The 17,719-nt window shown below is 68.5% G+C and carries 15 protein-coding genes; 4 read left to right on the top strand and 11 right to left on the bottom strand.

From position 1 onward, the window contains the following. Positions 1-22: 22 nt before the first annotated feature. The 7 genes from DIE12_RS25025 to DIE12_RS25055 all read right to left on the bottom strand — a co-directional run bounded on the left by DIE12_RS25025 (position 23) and on the right by DIE12_RS25055 (position 7,935). Positions 23-511 (bottom strand): hypothetical protein, encoded by a 489-nt coding sequence (locus DIE12_RS25025; RefSeq protein WP_124485407.1) that lies wholly within the window; start codon positions 509-511, stop codon positions 23-25. 124 nt (positions 512-635) lie between these two features. Then, positions 636-845 (bottom strand): hypothetical protein, encoded by a 210-nt coding sequence (locus DIE12_RS25030; protein ID WP_044847609.1) that lies wholly within the window; start codon positions 843-845, stop codon positions 636-638. A 151-nt stretch (positions 846-996) separates the two neighbouring features. Then, on the bottom strand, positions 997-2,355 hold the full coding sequence (sctD, locus tag DIE12_RS25035) for a type III secretion system inner membrane ring subunit SctD (protein WP_124522355.1): 1,359 nt from the start codon (positions 2,353-2,355) through the stop codon (positions 997-999). Further along, positions 2,336-4,375: a type III secretion system outer membrane ring subunit SctC gene (gene sctC / locus DIE12_RS25040; protein WP_124522357.1), complete on the bottom strand. Its 2,040-nt coding sequence runs from the start codon at positions 4,373-4,375 to the stop codon at positions 2,336-2,338. Before sctC ends, sctD begins: the two co-directional genes overlap by 20 nt. Then, on the bottom strand, positions 4,375-4,653 hold the full coding sequence (sctS, locus tag DIE12_RS25045) for a type III secretion system export apparatus subunit SctS (RefSeq protein WP_124485367.1): 279 nt from the start codon (positions 4,651-4,653) through the stop codon (positions 4,375-4,377). Before sctS ends, sctC begins: the two co-directional genes overlap by 1 nt. After that, complete coding sequence (gene sctV / locus DIE12_RS25050) at positions 4,650-6,863, bottom strand: type III secretion system export apparatus subunit SctV (RefSeq protein WP_124522359.1); 2,214 nt, start codon at positions 6,861-6,863, stop codon at positions 4,650-4,652. The genes sctS and sctV overlap by 4 nt, the downstream gene beginning before the upstream one ends. Before the next feature lie 238 nt (positions 6,864-7,101). Next, positions 7,102-7,935 carry an autoinducer binding domain-containing protein gene (locus tag DIE12_RS25055; RefSeq protein WP_044847604.1) on the bottom strand — a complete coding sequence of 278 codons (834 nt, stop codon included), beginning with the start codon at positions 7,933-7,935 and terminating at the stop codon, positions 7,102-7,104. Between the two features lie 280 nt (positions 7,936-8,215). On the opposite strand from DIE12_RS25055, the gene DIE12_RS25060 reads away from it, so the two are divergent. Continuing rightward, entirely contained in the window at positions 8,216-9,121 is a 906-nt protein-coding gene (locus DIE12_RS25060) for a LuxR family transcriptional regulator (RefSeq protein WP_124485365.1), read from the top strand. Between the two features lie 83 nt (positions 9,122-9,204). Here DIE12_RS25060 and DIE12_RS25065 read toward each other — a convergent pair whose 3' ends face one another. Then, entirely contained in the window at positions 9,205-10,851 is a 1,647-nt protein-coding gene (locus tag DIE12_RS25065; RefSeq protein WP_124522361.1) for an Nramp family divalent metal transporter, read from the bottom strand. Between the two features lie 112 nt (positions 10,852-10,963). Next, a complete protein-coding gene (locus tag DIE12_RS38200) occupies positions 10,964-11,101 on the bottom strand; it encodes a hypothetical protein (RefSeq protein WP_185500299.1) in 138 nt (45 codons plus the stop codon). A gap of 1,069 nt (positions 11,102-12,170) precedes the next feature. Between DIE12_RS38200 and DIE12_RS25070 the strand changes: the two genes are divergently transcribed. Continuing rightward, positions 12,171-12,440, top strand: a complete 270-nt coding sequence (locus DIE12_RS25070) for a hypothetical protein (protein ID WP_124522363.1) — start codon at positions 12,171-12,173, stop codon at positions 12,438-12,440. 112 nt (positions 12,441-12,552) lie between these two features. Then, positions 12,553-14,043, top strand: coding sequence for a carbohydrate porin (locus DIE12_RS25075; protein ID WP_124522365.1), 1,491 nt, complete (start codon positions 12,553-12,555; stop codon positions 14,041-14,043). A gap of 91 nt (positions 14,044-14,134) precedes the next feature. On the opposite strand, the gene treA is transcribed toward DIE12_RS25075, so the two are convergent. Further along, positions 14,135-15,838, bottom strand: a complete 1,704-nt coding sequence (gene treA, locus DIE12_RS25080; protein ID WP_124522367.1) for an alpha,alpha-trehalase TreA — start codon at positions 15,836-15,838, stop codon at positions 14,135-14,137. Between the two features lie 179 nt (positions 15,839-16,017). Beyond that, entirely contained in the window at positions 16,018-16,218 is a 201-nt protein-coding gene (locus tag DIE12_RS38205) for a hypothetical protein (RefSeq protein WP_185500302.1), read from the bottom strand. On the opposite strand from DIE12_RS38205, the gene DIE12_RS25085 reads away from it, so the two are divergent. Then, positions 16,169-17,557, top strand: coding sequence for an MFS transporter (locus tag DIE12_RS25085; RefSeq protein ID WP_124485360.1), 1,389 nt, complete (start codon positions 16,169-16,171; stop codon positions 17,555-17,557). The two genes, DIE12_RS38205 and DIE12_RS25085, sit on opposite strands and share 50 nt — an antisense overlap. Positions 17,558-17,719 lie beyond the last annotated feature (162 nt).

A 17,719-nucleotide genomic window follows, 5' to 3' on the forward strand; every position in this document is an offset into this window, starting at 1 on the left:
CAGGCGCACGCACCGGCTTTCGCTACTCCTGGGTCTTCAGCACCGTGTGCGTGAAGCCGTTCGCCGCCTGCGCGACCGACAGGCTCAACTGGTATTCCGAAATCGTGGTGGTCGCCGTCCACTGGAAATCCATCGCCTTCACCATCGTCATCAGCGGATCGCTGCGGTTGTCCGCCATCGACGTCAGCATTTCGGTGCGGTGCTTGTCGATGTTCGCGTACCGCGTGTCGAGATCGTTGCCGTAGGTGCGCAACCGCTCGACGAGCGACGAATGGTTCGCCTGCGCGGGTGTCGCGGGCGTCATCTGCACGGCCGGCGCCGCATCGGCCGGCGCGCGCGACATCGCGACGCCCGACGCCGACGGCGACGCCGCGGCCGGCGCGGCACCCGGCTGCATCAACGCATCGAACTGGCGCACCTGCGCCGGATCGGACGCCGTGCCCGCCTGCTGCACGGCACCCGCGAGCGCGGCCGCGCCCGGTGGTGCCGCGCCTACGCCTGTTACCGACATGATCGTGTCCTCCTTGACCGGCAGCGCCGGGAACGGGCCGGCCGCCACGCGCACACGCCCCGCCGGGCGCCCGTCACGGGCGGCCCCGGCATCCGGCGTCGCGCGGCACGGCCGGCGACCGGCGTCATGCGCGGCCGGCGGAACTCAGGTGTTGCGCAACCTGGGCGTTCGCCGTCCCTTCCTGCGCGGTCACTGCGTTGCTGGTTTCGAACGTCGCGGTCGACTGCTGGACCTGGAAGTTGATCTTCGTCAGTTCGAGCTGCGTCTTGGTCAGGTCGTCCGCCTGCTGCTGGACCTGTTGCGTGTTGTTGGCACCAGTCGGGGGGGTACTCATGTTTCGCTCCTTTGCATGTACGTCATTGAACTGCTTCCCTGTTCCGGCGGCGGCCCCATGCCCCACCGGCGACGTGACGCGCCGCATGCGCGCGGCGTGTCGCGTAATGCGCGCACCGCGCGACGCGCGATGCGCAAGTCCTGTCGCGGCGCTAACGCGCCGCCGCCTTCGATGCGCCGGCCGCAGCAACCGCCGGTACCGCCGGCGCATCCGGCAACAACGCCGGTCCGGGCACCGGCTGTGCGACGCCGGCCGCCGCGCCGCTCGCGAGCGGCGGCACGGGCGGCGCCGATGCCCGCTCGGGCGCGCTCGCGGACGGACCGCCGAGCGGCATCGTGATGCGCTGGCCATTGCGTTCGAACACCACTTCGTCGGGGCCGATCGACACCACGGTCGGCCCTTCCTTCAGCCGCGCGCCTTCGAAATAGCGGCTGCCGTCGGCCGTCTCGATGTAGCGCTGGTCGCCGTCGCCCGCGAACACCGTCGTGATCTCCGGAATCCCCGCGACGCCGCCGAGTGTCGTCGCGGTGCGCGGCGCGGCCGCATCGGCGTCGCGCACGTGGTCGACCACCTCGAGCGCCGGACGCGCGTCCTTCATGTAGTTGCGGATACGCGGCTCGATCTGCGCGCGCTCGGCCGCCCCCGTCAATTCGATCCGGCCGCGGCCGAGATAGGTGACCGTCAGCGCCGTGTCGCTGAAATACGTCTGCGCGGTCGCGACGAGATCGCTTACCACGTAGAGGTTGCCGAGCGCCGCGTTGTCGACGCCCGCGACGATCTGCGCGACGCGTTCCCGCGCGGCCGGATCGCTCACGTAACCCGACACGATCACGCCGTCGTCGCGCGGCGCGACGGCGAGCTCCGGATACGCGTGCAGCAGCTGCTGCAGCCGGTGCGTGCGCGCGAGCACCGACTCGTGCTGCCACGGCAGGCGCCCCGACCATGCGACGAAGCCGTAACCGAGCGCGCCGAGCAGCACGCCGATCCACAGCGCGACGACCGCGATCACGAGCCGCCGGCTGCCGAGACGGCGCAGCCCGCCGGTGAGCCAGCCGAGCCACGCGGCCTCGCGCGCGGCGTCCGGCGTGTCGGCCTCGTCGGGCACCGCGACGCTCGCCTGCGCGTGACGCGCGATGCCGAGCTTGATCGAGCCGACCGTCACGACGTCCTGCGGCGTCATCGAGCGGCGGCCCGCGCCGAGCGGCGCGTCGTTGAACAGCACCGGCGCGCCGCCGTCGCCGCCGTGGTTCTGCACCGTCACCGCGAGCGCGCCGACCTGCAGGCATACCTGTTTCGCGCCGATCTCGCGATCGGGCAGGATCACTTCGCAGTCGGCCGCGGTGCCGACCCAGTTCGCGCCGCGCGCGAGCGACATCGTGCGGCCGTACATCGGCCCGCTGAGGAAGCACAGGTTCCACGGCGACGCGAGCGCGGGCGCCCCGGCCGCGGCGCCCGCCGCGCCGCCGGACAATGCGCCGTCGCCGTGCGGGTCAATGATGGTCGTCGACATGGGTGGACGCTCCTGCGGTCGTCGCCACCGGCTGCGCCGCCGAATCCTTCGGCGGCGGCAGCGCGGGCGGGCCGAACTTGGTGCCGGGCAGCGGCGCGGGCGTGAGCGGCACCGCGATGTCGTTGTCCGGCGGGCGATACATCGACGTGCCGTTCGAACCGGCCGGCCCGTCCGCGCCCGGGTTCACCGGCGAGCCGTCCGGCGCGTACATCGACGCGGTCGTCACCACGCGCGGCGTCAGCAGGTAGAACCGCTCCATGTGGTTGCCCGACTTGTCGGTGTACTTGAACAGGTTGCCGATCAGCGGGATGTCCGACAGCCACGGCACGCCGCTCTTGTTCAGCCGCACCTCGTCGTCGTTGAAGCCCGCGATCAGGAGGCTCTTGCCTTCGTCGATCATCGTCTTGGTGACGATGTTGCGCTGCTGGATCACCGGCACGTTCGACACGGCCTGGCCCGGCACGATGTTGCCGTCCTGGATGTCGATCGACATCATCACGCTCTGCGGGTTGCCGGACACGGCGGCCGCATTGCGGATCGCCTCGTCGACGATCATCGGCGTCACCTTGATGCTGGTGCCGGTCGTCACGCTGTACAGCGACGAATCCTGGTAGCCCTGCACCTGCACGTAGAACTGCGTGAGGTTCTCGAGAATGGCCTCGGTGTTGTCGAGCGCGAGCACCTTCGGCTTCGAGCGCAGTTGCGCCTGCCCCTTCTGCGCGAGCGCGTTCACGCGCGTGAGCAGGTAGTTGCGCAGCGAGCCGCCGATCGACGCGGTCAGCGCGATGCCGGTCGGCATGAAGGTGCCGGTCTGCCCCGTCTCCGACGCGCCGACGCCGAACGTCAGCGGCGGATTGCCGGCGCCGTTGTACTGCGTGTTGCCGTTCAGCGGATTCGCGCCGTTGCCGATCTGCACGTCGCCGTGCGTCGTGTGCAGGCGCCAGTCGATCCCGAGACTGTCGAGCGAATCCTCGTTGATGTCGATGATCGTCACGTTGATCTCGACGATGCGCGGCCGCTCGTCGAGCTGGTTGATCAGCGCCTGGTAGCGGTACATGTTCTCCGGCAGGTCGCGCACGATCACCGCGTTGATCGCCGGATCGGCGACGATCTGCGGCAGCGTGTCGCCACCGCCGCCGTTCGAGAACGGCGAGACGCCGCCGGCAGCGCCGTCGGCACCGCCATAGCCGCCCTGGCGCGGGCCGCCGGCAATGTCCGGAAAATCGAGCCGCGGCACCGCGATCGTCAGCCCCGAGCCGAGCTTCACCTGGCGCGCGGCCTGCCCGAGCGGCGTGCTCGACGGCAGTTCGCTCGTGCCGCCGCCCTTGCCGAACAGCCGGCGCAGGATCGTCGCGACGCCCGGCACCGTCACTTCCTTGCCCGAGCGGTTGATCGTGAAGTCGGACGCCCAGCCGTACCGGAGCCGGAACGCGCGGATGTCCGCATGCGCGCCGTTCGCCGACGGATCGCCGACCGAGCCGACCGCCTGCCGCACGAGCTCCACGTAACGACGCGGGCCGGCCACGTACACGCTGTTCGCGCGATCGTTGATCACGAGCGTGTAGCGCTTGTCGGGAATCTGCATCGCCTGCAGCGCGCGGCCGATCTCGCCGGCCGCGTTCGGCGGGATCGGGATCATCTGCGTCTGCGACTGGTCGGCCGGGTCGACGTACAGGAACGAGCCGTCGTAGTACCACGTGAGCCCGTAGGTCGAGCAGATCGTGTCGAGCGTCTGCTGCGGCGTGCCCGAGAAGCGGCCGCTGATCACGCCGTCGACCTTCGGGTCGACCACGGCCGTCACGCCCTGCGACGATGCGAGCTCGCGAATGAAGTCGCCGATCTTCTTGCCGTTCGCGACGATCGTAAACGGCTTGTTGCGCCAGCGCAGGTCCGCCGCGCGCGCCGGCTGCGCGACCGTCACGCACAGCGACGCGGCGAGCAGCGCGGTCGCGCACATGGCGAGCGCGGCCCGTTGCAGGCGGCGCGGTTGAAACCGGATCGGGGCGACGCGTCGACGCATCAAAACACTCCTGTGGAAGAAACGAACATGCGTTCCAGCGCCTGCTGCGCGAAGCGCAGCACCTCGCTGCCGAGCCAGCCCGACAGCAGCACGAGCGCGACCATCACGGCGATCAGCCGCACCGCGATGCCGAGGTTGGCGTCCTGCACCTGCGTGACGGCCTGCAGGATCGCGACGACGAGGCCGGTGACGGTGGCGATCAGCACGATCGGCAGCGACAGCAGCAGCACCAGCATCAGCGCCTGCCGGGTCAGGTCGAGGATCGTCGAGCTCGTCATTGCACGACTCCCGGCGCACGCACGCCGGCGCCCGCGCCGAGCGTGCCGTCGTCGGGCGGGTTCTTCACCCAGCCGACCGTATGCAGCTGCACGTCCTCCTCGACCTCCTGGTACGACAGCACCGCGAGTTCGGGCAGCACCGGCTGCAAAATCGTCTTCACGTAGCGGCGCGCGCCGAGCGCGACCATCACCGCGAGCCGCGCGGCGCCCGGCGGGTTGCCGTGACCGCCTGCGCCTGCCGGCTGCGCCGCCGTCGCGGCCTGCACGATCGCGCGCACCTGTTCGCCGATGTCCTGCTTGATCGCGCTCGACAGCGCGAGGAAATTGCCCTGCTTCGTGCGCATCACCGCGTTCTCGATCCGCTCCTGCAGGTTCTGCTCGAACAGCACGACGCGCAGCTGCCGCGTCGCGCCCGCATGGCGATCGGTGATCATCCGGCGCAGGTCGACGCGCACCAGCTCGACCAGCGCGATCACGTCGTCCGGCTCGTTCGGCGCCCATGTGATCAGGCTTTCGAAAATCACGCGCAGGTTGCGGATCGGCACCTGCTCGGCCAGCAGCCGGCGCAGCACCTCGGTCACGCGCTGCAGCGGCACGAGCCGCGTCAGTTCGCCGACGAGTTCCGGATGCTCGCGGCGCACCAGGTGCACGAGCGCCTGCGTTTCCTGGATGCCGAGCAGCTCGTCCGCATGCTGGCGCACGATCTGCTCGACGTGCGCGGCGAGCGCGCCTTCGCTCGTCAGCCACTTGCCGTCCGGCGCCGCGCCGTCGGGCTTGATCCACAGCGCGGTCGCGAACGGGCCGAAGGCCTCGGCCGGCTGGCGCTCCGCGCGCTCCGGCAGCGGCGCGACGCCGTCCCACAGCAGCCAGCCCGGCTTCAGCGCGCCCTGCGCGGCGAGCACGTCCTGCAGATAGATCCGGTACGTGCCGGGCGCCGCCCCTTCGTCGTCGTTCAGCGTGATGCGTGGAAACACCGTGCCGATGTCCGCGTCGACGCGCGCCTTCGCGCTCGACAGCGCGGTCTGCAGCTGCGCGAGGTTCAGCGTCGTGCGCAGGTCATCCGACAGCGACACCGCGATCAGCGACGTGACGCCTGCCGCATGCGACACCTTCGCGGGCTGGCCGTCGTCGGTCGCGCCGATGCGACCCGCGATGTGAATCAGGTTGAAGCTCGGCGCGGTCGTCTTGCGCTTGAGCTGCGTGAAGGCGAACGCGCCGAGGCCGAGCGCGATCAGCGCGAACGACCATTTCGGAAAACCGGGCACGACGAGGAACCCGGCCAGCACCAGCGCCGCGATCAGCAGCGCGCGCGGATGCGCGCCGAGCTGCTCGCCCAGCTGTTCGCCGAGCTGGCGCTGCCGCGTGTCGCGCGTCGCGACGCGCGTCGTCACGATGCCCGCCGCGATCGACACCAGCAGCGACGGGATCTGCGACGCCATCCCGTCGCCGACCGTCAGGATCGCGTAGCGCTGCAGCGCCTCGCCGATATTCATCCCGTGCATCAGCGTGCCGACCGCGATGCCCGCGACGATGTTGATGAACGCGATCACGAGGCCCGCGATCGCATCGCCCTTCACGAACTTCATCGCGCCGTCCATCGCGCCGTGCATCTGCGATTCCTGTTCGAGCTTCTCGCGGCGCTCGCGCGCTTCGTCGGCGCTGATGATGCCCGCGCGCAGGTCCGCGTCGATGCTCATCTGCTTGCCCGGCATCGCGTCGAGCGAGAAGCGCGCGCCGACTTCGGCGACTCGCTCCGAACCCTTCGCGATCACGATGAACTGCACGACGGCGATCACCAGGAACACCACGCCGCCCACCACGACGTTGTTGCCGACCACGAGCCGGCCGAACGCGTCGATCACGTGGCCCGCGTTCGCGTGCAGCAGGATCAGCTTGCACGACGCGATGTTCAGCGCGAGCCGGAACAGCGTGGTGAACAGCAGCAGCGCGGGAAACGACGAGAAGCTGACCGCCGACGGCACGTAGGTCGACACCGTCAGCAGCACGACGCTCGCGGCGAGGTTCAGCGAGATCATCCCGTCGAGCGCGGCTTGCGGCAGCGGCAGGATGAACAGCGCGACCACCGACACGATGAACGCGGCGAGAAACAGGTCGGCGCGCGGCGATGCCCCGAGACGTCGCCCGGACACGCTGCGGCCGGCGGAAAAGATCCGCTGCCAGTCGCGAGGGAGCGCCTTCGGTTCTGCCATCGTGCCGTCGTCCTGTCGTTGTCGCCGGCGGGCGCGGGCCGTCATGCCCCGCGTAGCGCGGACCGTTGAATGGGACGAGTGTAGCGACGCGCAACCGCGTAAAAAGGGAGGCGCCTCGTAGCGTCGCAGCCGTTTTCCGGTGACGATCGGATCGGACTACGAAACCCGGCGGCGCCTGCGCGCGCGCATCGCCGGAACCGCTTCCATCGCGCGGCTGGCGCCGCGCGGGGAGACAGGGTCAGGACTCCAGACGGCGCGCGGCGAGATACGCGAGCTGCGCGCGGTTCTGCACGTTGAAGAGTTTTTCGAGCGAGCGGATATGGTGACCGACCTTGTGCAGCGACGTGCGCAGCGCGCTCGCGATCTCCTGGTCGGACAGCCCGTGCACGAGCCGGTCGAGCACCTGCTGCTGCTCGTCGCCGAGCGCGAAGCCGCGCATGCGCGCGATGCGCGCCTCGAGAAACGGCAGCGCGACGCGATGCACGGCAAGGCTCACCGACAGCGCGCCGCCGATCACGCGATCGTCGATCCATTCGGTGCCGTGGGCTTCAGACGTCACGTTCACGGCAACGCGCAGGTCGAGCCGCGGCGCCGACAGGCTGAAGATCACGCCGCTGTTCATTGCATGCGCGCGCAGATGGCCGGCCAGCGCGAGCACCTTGCGGTCGCCGCTGCCCTGCGCGGCCGACTCGATCTCGTCGAGCCGCCACGCGACCGGGAAGCCGCTGCTGCGCACCTGCGCGAAACGCGGGTCGCTCTCGTAGAGCATGCCCTCGATATACGGCTGCATGAACGTCGCGGGCGCGAGGTCGCGCAGCAGATGCGCGCACAGGATGCGCCGCCCGATCATCTCGTAGGCGCCGTAGCCGAGCGTGCTGAAACCGATTTGCCGCAATCGCGCATGGCATTGGGAGAAATCGACGGAAGCGAGGTCGGATTTACCGGGCGCGATTTGAATTCCGGTAAAAACGTCGCGCTCGATTGCATGAATTTCTTTCGAATAAGCGGCAGCGGCCGCGATATCGGCTTGCGAGAACCACTCGACGCGTGGCGCGTCGTCAGCATATGTCATGAGGAGCCCACCCTTTCCCAATATGTGAACCTGCCCCGTCACGATTTGGTCTTTTCTTTATGATTTTCTGGTCGACTCTATACCGGTGCGAATATGAACCTTTCGCCCGAATTAGTATTACGGCATATTACGCGCAGACAGGCATTTTTGTACAATGCCCCCGCGTTTCGTCTGGATGACGATCGGCGCATATCATAAAGATGCTCGATCGCATCGTCGCGGGCACCGTGCACGACACGGCTGCCGCTGCGCGATGCGCGTCGATTCCGAGGGATGGCTCATGTCCGATATTGCATTGCAAGAAGAAGCGGTCGCCCCAACCTTGCCCCGTCCGCCGCGGCGGACGGTCGCCTGCACCGACGCGTCGAGAGCGCGCCCGGTGCAGGTCGTCTGGTGCGACGACGTCAAGCGCGACGACATCGCGCAGCCGCACGCGCCGAAGCTCGGCGTCGCCGATACGCTCGCGCACGCGCAGAGCACCGCCGAACGCAACCGGATCGTCACCAGCCTGCTGCACCTGACGGGCTTCTCGACGTTCGCGTATTTCGCGCTCGAATTCTCGCGGGAGCGTGTCGAAAGTCTCTACCTGCACGAGGCGTTCACGCCGCCCACCTATCGCGGCGACTACGTCCGGCACAACCATCACGACATCGATCCGCGCACGCTCGATGCGCGCGTGTGCAACATGCCGATCGTGTGGGACCTGCAGCAGCTGCGCCGCGAACACCGCGCGCGCGACGGCGGCCCGTGCGTGAGCCCGGCCGCGCTCGACGGTTTCCTGCAGACGATGCAGGACGACGGCATGTGCAGCGGCATCATGTATTCGATGGCCGTGCCCGGCACGCGGCTGCACGCGTTCATGAGCTTCACCGCGCCGCGCCGCACGCGCGAATGGATCACGCCGGCGACGATCGAGCAGGCGCTGTCGATCGGGCTGTCGGTGCACAAGTTCGCGTCGCCGCAACTGATCGCGACGTCGCGCGAACGCGCCGTGAACGGGCTCACGCCGTTCGAGCAGGAACTGCTGCTGGGCATCGCGGAAGGCGCGTCGGACAAGGAGATCGGCCGGCGCCTCGACACCAGCGCGCACAACGTCGACTATCACCTGCGCAAGCTGCGCAAGCGCTTCGGCGTCGCGAACCGGATCCAGCTCACGTACCTGACGTCGAAGCTCGAGCTGATCTGACGCGCGCGCTTTGCCCGCGTAAACGCACATGCCGGCCTCGCGGGCCGGCATGTGCGCACACCAGGAGATGACGCCGAACGGCGTTACTTCAGCAGCGTCATCTGCACGACCTTGACGATCACGAGACCGACCGCGATCACCAGATAGCCGCGCAGCACGGCCATCCAGACGCGCGTCGCGACCGTCATGTTCTGCGGTTCGAGCGTGTCGAGCGGGGGCATGCGCCAGGTGGCGCGCAGCGCGCGATCGATGCCCGGCTCGACGACGCGCTTGTTGCGGCGGATCAGCACCGTCGCGAGATAGCCGGTGATCGCGAGCACGGTGCCGCCGACCAGCACGTCGATGATCGCTTCGCCGCTGATGTCCGGATACATCACCGACGCGGTCAGGATGATCGACAGCAGCACGAGCACCCAGATCACCGCGCCCGTGAAGATGTTGAGCTTCGTCGAGTTGACCCACGGGCCGAGCACCTGGCGATCGTTGCACAGCACGAGCAGGAACACCGTCGCGCTCGGCAGCAGCACGCCCGCGAGCGTCTGCACCGCTTCGGTCAGCAGGCCGAGCGGGCTGCCCGGGATCAGCACGAGCGCGGCAGCGGCCGCGACGATCCCGAAGTAGACGAGATAGAAGCCCTTCGCATCGGACACGCCGCGATGCAGCGAATGACGGATCTTGAACACGTCGCCGATCGCGTACGCGGTCGACAGCGACACCGCCGCCGCGCCGATGATGCACGCGTCGAGCAGCGCGACCGCGAACAGCGTCGCGCTGGTGCGGCCCGCATACTTCTCGAGGCCGGCGATGATGCCGCCCGCGTCGCTGAAGTTGCCCGCTTCCGGATGGCCGCCGAACAGCGCCGCGCTGAAGCCGATCATCGCGACCGCGCCGATCAGCACGAACGCGATGCCGATCCACAGATCGACCTTCTCGTACTTCATGAAGCGCGGCGTGATGCGCTTGTCGATCACGTAGCTCTGCTGGAAGAACAGCTGCCACGGCGCGACCGTCGTGCCGACGATGCCGATCACGAGCAGCATCACGTCGGACAGCTTCGCGTGCGCGGGCCAGTTCGGCACGAAGAAGTCGCGCGACATCTGCGCCACCGGCGGGTGGATCGACACGAGCACCGGCACGAGCAGCAGGCTCAGCACGCACAGCACGATCGCGAACCGCTCGAAGCGCCTGAAGTCGCCGGTACTCACGGCCGCCATCGTCAGCGCGGCCGCCACGCACACGCCCGCGATCTTCGGGAGCCCGAAGAAAGCCAGCACGAACGTGATGCCGATGAACTCGGTGACGATCGTCAGCGCATTGAGCAGGAACAGGTCGATCACGCTGAACGCGCCCCAGAACTTGCCGAAGCGCTCGAAGATCAGGCGCGCATGGCCGACGCCCGTGACCGCGCCGAGGCGCAGCACCATTTCCTGGTTCACGTACAGCACCGGCACGAGCAGCAGCAGCGACCACAGCAGCGTCGTCCCGTAGTTCTGGCCGGCCTGCGTATAGGTGCCGAAGGCGCCCGCGTCGTTGTCGCCGACCATCACGATGAGGCCGGGGCCGATGATCGCGAGCAGCGTGCGCAGGCGCGCCCACCACGTGCCGCGCGCGGCGGTGTCGTGATGCGCGATGGTGCCGAGCGCGCCGCGGATGTCGCCCAGGTGGGCTTCGTCGAGCACGGCACTGCGTTCGACGGCGATCGGTGGAGAGACGTTGGATGGCGTGGACATGATGAATTCCGTACGGCTGGTTTTTTTCGGTCAAGCGTGTGGTCTTGGAATACGCGCGCGTAACAGGCCCGGGGCCCGCGCGCGCATGCCGAGACGCGCTCGGTGTTTCAGTTCAGCGAAGCAGCGATTTCAACCGGTTGAACAACCGGGAAAACACCCGCGGACGGGCGTCGAGCATCGGCATCGCGTCGTAGTGCGGATGCGATCGCGTGACTTGCGGAAGATTCGACAGCAGAAGGCCGAAGTTCATGGTCTGGCTCCTGGCGGCAACGGCATGCATGCCGGCCGCGTGGTGGGTGCGGGGCCAGTCCGGGGCCTGAACGACGTGTCAGGCTAGTCGGCCGGCATGTCCCTGCGACCCGGGTTCAAAAGGGTCTGTTGGTGCAACGGGCATAAGGGACAACTGTCACTGTCGTTCATGGCGGCTCCTGTGCGGTGTTCCGGAGAACACGGTTGGCCGCCGCCCGGCGCGCGGGCCGCCATTCGGGTGCATGCGAAACGCATGCGCGAACGCGGCCGCGCGCCGGGCGGCGGCGAAACCGGATGGCGCGTGCGCAAACGCATCACGCTAACCGGCGCGAATCAGGGTGCACGAGGGGGTTACTGAGAAATACTGCTGCGCGCACCGTTTGCCTGGGGGACAAACGGCGGCTTCGATGAGGCGCGGACGTCGGTCGCTCAGGCGGAAACTTCGTTCGAAGATCGACTACTGCAGGCGTCCAAGGCGGCGGCCCCAAGAGTGAAGATGGCGGATTCTATGGACCGGCCGAAACGGAAGTCAACCCTTTGGAACAGGCTTGACGGAATATTTTTTCGGGTTCATGCGGACTGAAAGATTCGCGCCCCAAATGACGCGCCGCAACCTTTCAGCGCCGCGGAGCGCATGCGCCGCCGATGCGTGCGAGCAACAGTCGCCGCGCGCCGCCGGCGGGCGGTCGCAGCGGGCATCGACCGGCCCCGGTGGGGCGGCGCACGCGGTGCGAAATGCGCAGCGTCGCCGCCTTTTTTGCTTGCACCGCAGCAAAACTCGCGACTACAATCCGCCCCAATTCATCAAGGGAGTCCCTTCGTGGACGCATGCTCCAGTTGCAGTTCGATGCCGGTCCAGGCCGGCCAAGCCATCGCGAGATAGCAGCCAGGCGCATGTCTTTCGCCGCTAGCTCGCCATCGTCGGGTTAGCGCGCTTCCTCCCGGGCCGGCATCGCCGGATCGTCCGTGTCGCACGCTCCGTTACGTTCCAATCGCCGAGCGCCGGTCGCGTCATGCACCCGTGCTCGATCACGTCGTCCGGCAAGCGCCGGACCGGACGGAGGCACGTCATGTTGTTTCAATCGCTCATGGTCAGACTCAGGCAACTCGCGCGTGTCGTGTCCGACCGCTCGTTCGCTTCGGCCCTTGCACCGCTCGCCCACACGTTCGGCAACTGGCGCGGCAGCGCGCTCGCGCACCTGCCGGCGGCACCGCGCCCGCTCGACTGCGTGCTGGCCGGCGCAATGGCGGCCGCCGTCGCGCTCGTCGCGCTGCTCTGTGCGACCGCATCGCGCCTCGGCTTCACGCACGTATGGCGGATCGGCGGCTGGCTGCCGTAACGGGTCGCGCGCGCAACGCGCAGCATGCCCGCGCGCCGCCGCCCGCACCTGCGCCATCGCTTGACGTTTTCACTGCTTCAGCCAAACCAATCACTCGAATCATGGAGCCCGCATGAAAAATCGCTTCGCATCCGCGCCGCGCACAGCGCGCCTCGACGCGCTCGCCGCGCTGTTGCTGTCGCTCGCGGCCGCGCCTGCGTTCGCGCAATCGTCGTCACCGGCCATCGCGGCCGAACCGGCCGCCGGAGCCAGCGACACTGCCGCCGCCCCCGCACCGGCCGCCGATGCTGCCGCGCCCGCCCCCACCGGTTTCTGGGAACGGTCGAACCTGCTCGGCAACATGGGCGGCCTGCGCGACGTGCTCGGCGATCACGGCGTCACGCTGAACCTGCAGGAAACCAGCGAGTACCTGTACAACGCCGCGGGCGGCACGCAGCGCGGCGGTGCCTATCAGGGCCTCACGCAATTCGGCTTCAACGTCGATACGGAGAAGGCGATCGGCCTGCCGGGCGGCACGTTCAACGTGTCCGGGTTGCAGATCCACGGCACCAACCTCACGCAGCGTTATTTGCAGACGCTGCAGACCGCGACTGGCATCGAGGCGAATTCGACCACGCGGCTGTGGGAACTCTGGTACCAGCAGGCGTTCCTCGCCGGCAAGGCCGACGTGAAGATCGGCCAGCAAAGCGTCGACCAGGAATTCATGGTCAGCCAGTACGCGGCGACGTTCATGAACGCGACGTTCGGTTGGCCCGTGCTGCCGGCGACCGACCTGCCGGCCGGCGGCGCTGCCTATCCGCTGTCGTCGCTCGGCGTGCGGCTGCGCGTGAAGCCGGCCGACGCGTGGACCGCGATGGTCGGCGTGTTCGACGGCAATCCGGCCGGCCGCAGCGACGGCGACGCGCAGGTGCTGAACGCGCACGGCACCAACTTCAACCTGCGCAGCGGCGCGTTCGTGATCGGCGAACTCCAGTACGCGCTGAACGCGCCGCCCGCCGACCCGAAGGCACCGCAACCGGCCGGCCTGCCCGGCACGTACAAGCTCGGCTTCTGGTATCAGTCGCAGCACGCGAACGATCCGCGCGTCGGCACCGACGGGCTGTCGCTCGCGGATCCGGCCAGCAACGGGATCCCCGCCACGCATCGCGGTAACTACGGTTTCTATGCGGTCGCGGATCAGATGGTATGGCGGCCGTCGGCGGACAGCCCGCGCTCGGTCGGCGTGTTCGCGCGCGTGATGGGTGCGCCGGGCGATCGCAACGTCGTCGATTTCGCGGCGAATGCGGGCGTGACGCTCAAGGCGCCGTTCAAGGGCCGCGACGACGATACGGCCGGCATCGCGGTCGGCTACGCGAAGATCGGCTCGCATGCGCGTGCGCTCGACGGCGACACCGGCAGGTTCACGACGCCCGGCTATCCGGTGCGGCGCGCGGAAACGGTGATCGAGGCGACCTACCAGTACCAGGTCGCGCCGTGGTGGCAGGTACAGGCCGACCTGCAGCACTTCTTCCGGCCGGGCGGCGGCATTCCGGACCCGAACGCGGCCGGCGCGCGCATCGGCGACGAAACGGTGGTCGGCGTGCGCACGACGATCACGTTCTGACATCCGCGCATGCGAAACGGGCCGGACTGCCGCGCGCGCGGCGATCCGGCCCGTGCTCGTTCAGGTGCGTGCATGCAATGCACGCGGCCTGTCACTCGCCATACAGCCCGAGCAGCTTCAGCGTGACGCCGTTGGTCCAGCCGAAGCCGTCCTGCAGCGGATATTCGCCACCCCCGCCGCCGCCCGCGCCAGCCCCTTCGACCACGTACTTCTCGACGAGCTTGCCTTCGGTTGCATACACATGCTTCACGTCGGTCAGAAAGCGCGTGCCGATGTCCTTCGCGAGCGCCGGCTCGCCGTAGCGGCGCAGCCCGTCGATCGCGATCCACTGCAGCGGCGCCCAGCCGTTCGGCGCGTCCCATTGCTGGCCCGTGTTCGCGGTCGTCGTCGCGAGGCCGCCCGGCTGCAGCAGCGTCTTGCGCACCTCGCGCGCGGTCGCCTTCGCACGCTCGGGCCACGCGACGCCCGCGAACAGCGGATACAGCGCGGCCGCCGTCACGCCGTCGCGCGGCTTGCGCAACTGCCAGTCGTAGTCGCCGTAATAGCCGCGACGGTTCCACAGATAGTGGTTGATCGCGGACGCGCGCCGCGCCGCCCGTCCGGAGAAATCCGCGACGCACGCGAAGTCGCGCGTGACCGCGCAGCCTTTCACGATCGTCGTCTCGAGATGGAACATCAGGCTGTTCAGGTCGACCGGCACGATCGCCGTCGTGCGGATCGTCGCGAGCGTCCGGCCGTCGCCGAACCAGCGCGAGCTGTAGTCCCAGCCGCTTTCGGCACCCGCGCGCAGGTCGCGGTACACCTCGTTCGCGGGGCGATCCGGCACGGCCTTCGCGGTCGTCACGTCCTCGAGATACGACTCGTCGCGCGGCGTGTCGCTCGCGTCCCAGTAGCGGTTCAGCACCGCACCGTCCGGCATCGCGACCACGTTGCGCGCGGCCTGCCCGCGCGGCGTCGTCGTTTCGCCCTGCATCCAGTACGCATGCTCCTTGCGCAGCGCCGGCAGGTATTTCTGGTAGACCTTGTCGCCTTCGGCCTGCGCGGCGAGCGTGACCATGTACGCGAAGAACGGCGGCTGCGAGCGGCTCGCGTAGTACGTGCGGTTGCCGTTCGGGATGTGGCCGATCGTGTCGATCAGGTATGCGAAGTTGTCGAGCATGTCGTCGACGAGATCCTCGCGCCCCGACACCTGCAGCCCGAGCATCGTGAAATAGGTATCCCAGTAGTAGCCTTCGCGGAAGCGGCCGCCCGGCACCACATACGGCTTCGGCAGCGCGATCAGCGAACTGTACGGCGGCACCGTCGTGCTGGTGCGCGTGAGCTGCGGCCACAGCCAGTCGATGTGCTGGCGCAGCGTCTGGTTCGCGGGCGGCGTGACCCCGCCTTCCGGCGGCGGCGTGAAGTGCTGGTCGACGAACGCCTTCAGCGAGAAGCCCGGCTGCGACTTCTGTTGCTGATACAACTGTACGATCGTCGCCGGATCGGCGTTGGGCGTCGCGTCGACGAAGGTCTTCTGGTCGGGATAGAGTTGCGCCGTCTGCACCGCGACGAACAGGTCGCCGTAGAGCTGGCTCGGCGGCGGCAGCAGCGTGCCGGAAGCCGGCGCCGTGGCGGGCGCGGCGGACTGGCTGGCCGCCTGCATCGCGGCCTGGTTCGCACTGTCGGCCTGCGCGGCGCAGCCGGCGACCGCGAGGTAAGCGACGGCGAGCACGGCGGCCCAGCGCAGACGCGGCGCGGGCACGGACGGATGCGAGGCAGGATGCGATGCGGTCGATGCGGCGCGACGTGACGTCATGACGTGTCCCCTCCTTTCGATGATGAATGGTTCGGCAGGGGTCTCGTTCGCGCGTGCGCTCGTCTCGATGGCCGTCGATCGATGCGCGTCGTTGTCATCCGCAGATGAGTTCCGACTGTCGCACGAAACGCGCATCGCACGCAAGTTTCGCGGCCGCCTCCGGGGGCGCGCGTCATGTGTCACGTCATGGACCGCACCGGCAGCGCGGTCGTCTCTTCTTCCACGCGCGCTAACAGGAACGACTGTTGCAACATGCGGAACGAGCGTTGTCTCGCGTGACGCAACGACCACATTGTGGGCATAATGGCGTCTTTACCGCGCGCCCTGCCCATGTCGCCCGTCTTTCTAGCACCGCTCATCGTTGCCTGTGCGTTGTTCATGGAAAGCGTCGACGCGAACATCATCGTCACCGCCCTGCCCGCGATGGCGAGGGACTTCGGGCACAATCCCGTCACACTGAACATTGCGATCACGGCCTACGTGGTCGGCCTCGGCGTCTTCATCCCGATCTGCGGATGGCTTGCCGACCGCTTCAGCGCGCGCTCCGTGTTCCGCACCGCGATCGGCATCTTCGTCGCCGGCTCGCTGATGTGCGCGGCCTCCAATTCCCTCGGCGTGCTCACGTTCGCGCGCTTCGTGCAGGGCGTCGGCGGCGCGATGATGGTGCCGGTCGGCCGGATCATCATCTTCCGCGCGGTGCCGCGCTCCGATCTCGTGCGCGCGATGAACTACCTCGCGATTCCCGCGCTGTTCGGGCCGACGGTCGGGCCGCTCGTCGGCGGCTTCATCACGACCTACCTGCACTGGCGGATGATCTTCTTCATCAACGTGCCGATCGGCATCTACGGGATCTACCTCGCGAGCAAGCACATCGCGAACACGCACGAGGCCGATCCCGGCCCGCTCGACTGGTTCGGCTTCCTGCTGTCGGCGAGCGGCGCCGCGCTGCTGCTGATGGGGCTCACGCTGATCGACGGCGCGCTCACGTCGCGCGGCAACGCGCTCCTGATGTGCGCGGCCGGCGCGGCGATGCTCGCGCTCTACGTGCCGTACGCGCGCCGCAAGGCGCGCCCCGTGCTCGACCTCAGTTTCCTGAAGATCCCGACTTACCACGCGAGCGTGGTCGGCGGGTCGCTGTTCCGCATCGGCCTCGGCGCCGTGCCGTTCCTGCTGCCGCTCGCGCTGCAGGAAGGCCTCGGCATGAGCGCGTTCCACTCCGGGCTGATCACCTGCGCATCGGCACTCGGCGGCGCGGTGAGCCGCTCGACGGCCACCCATACGTTGCGCCGCTTCGGCTTTCGCACGGTGCTGATCTACAACGCCGCGTTCGCCGGGCTCGCGATCGCCGCCTACGGCGTGTTCCATCCGGGCATGGCGACCTGGGCGATCTGGATGATCGTGCTGGTCGGCGGGATCTTCCCCGCGCTGCAGTTCACGAGCCTGAATTCGATGATCTACGCGGATATTTCGCAGGCCGATGCAGGCCGCGCGACGAGCCTCGGCAGTGTCGTGCAGCAGATGTCGCTCGGGCTCGGCGTGACGGTCGCCGGCCTCGTGCTGCACCTGTCGCACTGGCTGCAGGGGCATCAGACGATGGTGTGGTCGGATTTCTGGCCCGCGTTCGTCGTGGTCGGGCTGTGTTCGTTCGCATCGATTCCGATCACGCGGCGGCTGCCGCCCGGCGCCGGCGACGAGGTCGCGCGCGGCAAGCGGCAATGAACGGGCTGGCTGGCGGGAAAAGGCTGGCGGCGGAAAAGCGAAACAACAAAAAAATCAGCGGACATCCACACGGGGCCGGTGCACAGCCGCATGGATGTCCGCTCAGGGCTCCGGGTCTCTCGTTGGGGGTTGAGAATCCCGGATCTGCTTCCTGCGTGCCAT

Source organism: Burkholderia sp. Bp9015, assembly GCF_003853505.1.
In the GTDB taxonomy this organism is placed as follows: domain Bacteria; phylum Pseudomonadota; class Gammaproteobacteria; order Burkholderiales; family Burkholderiaceae; genus Burkholderia.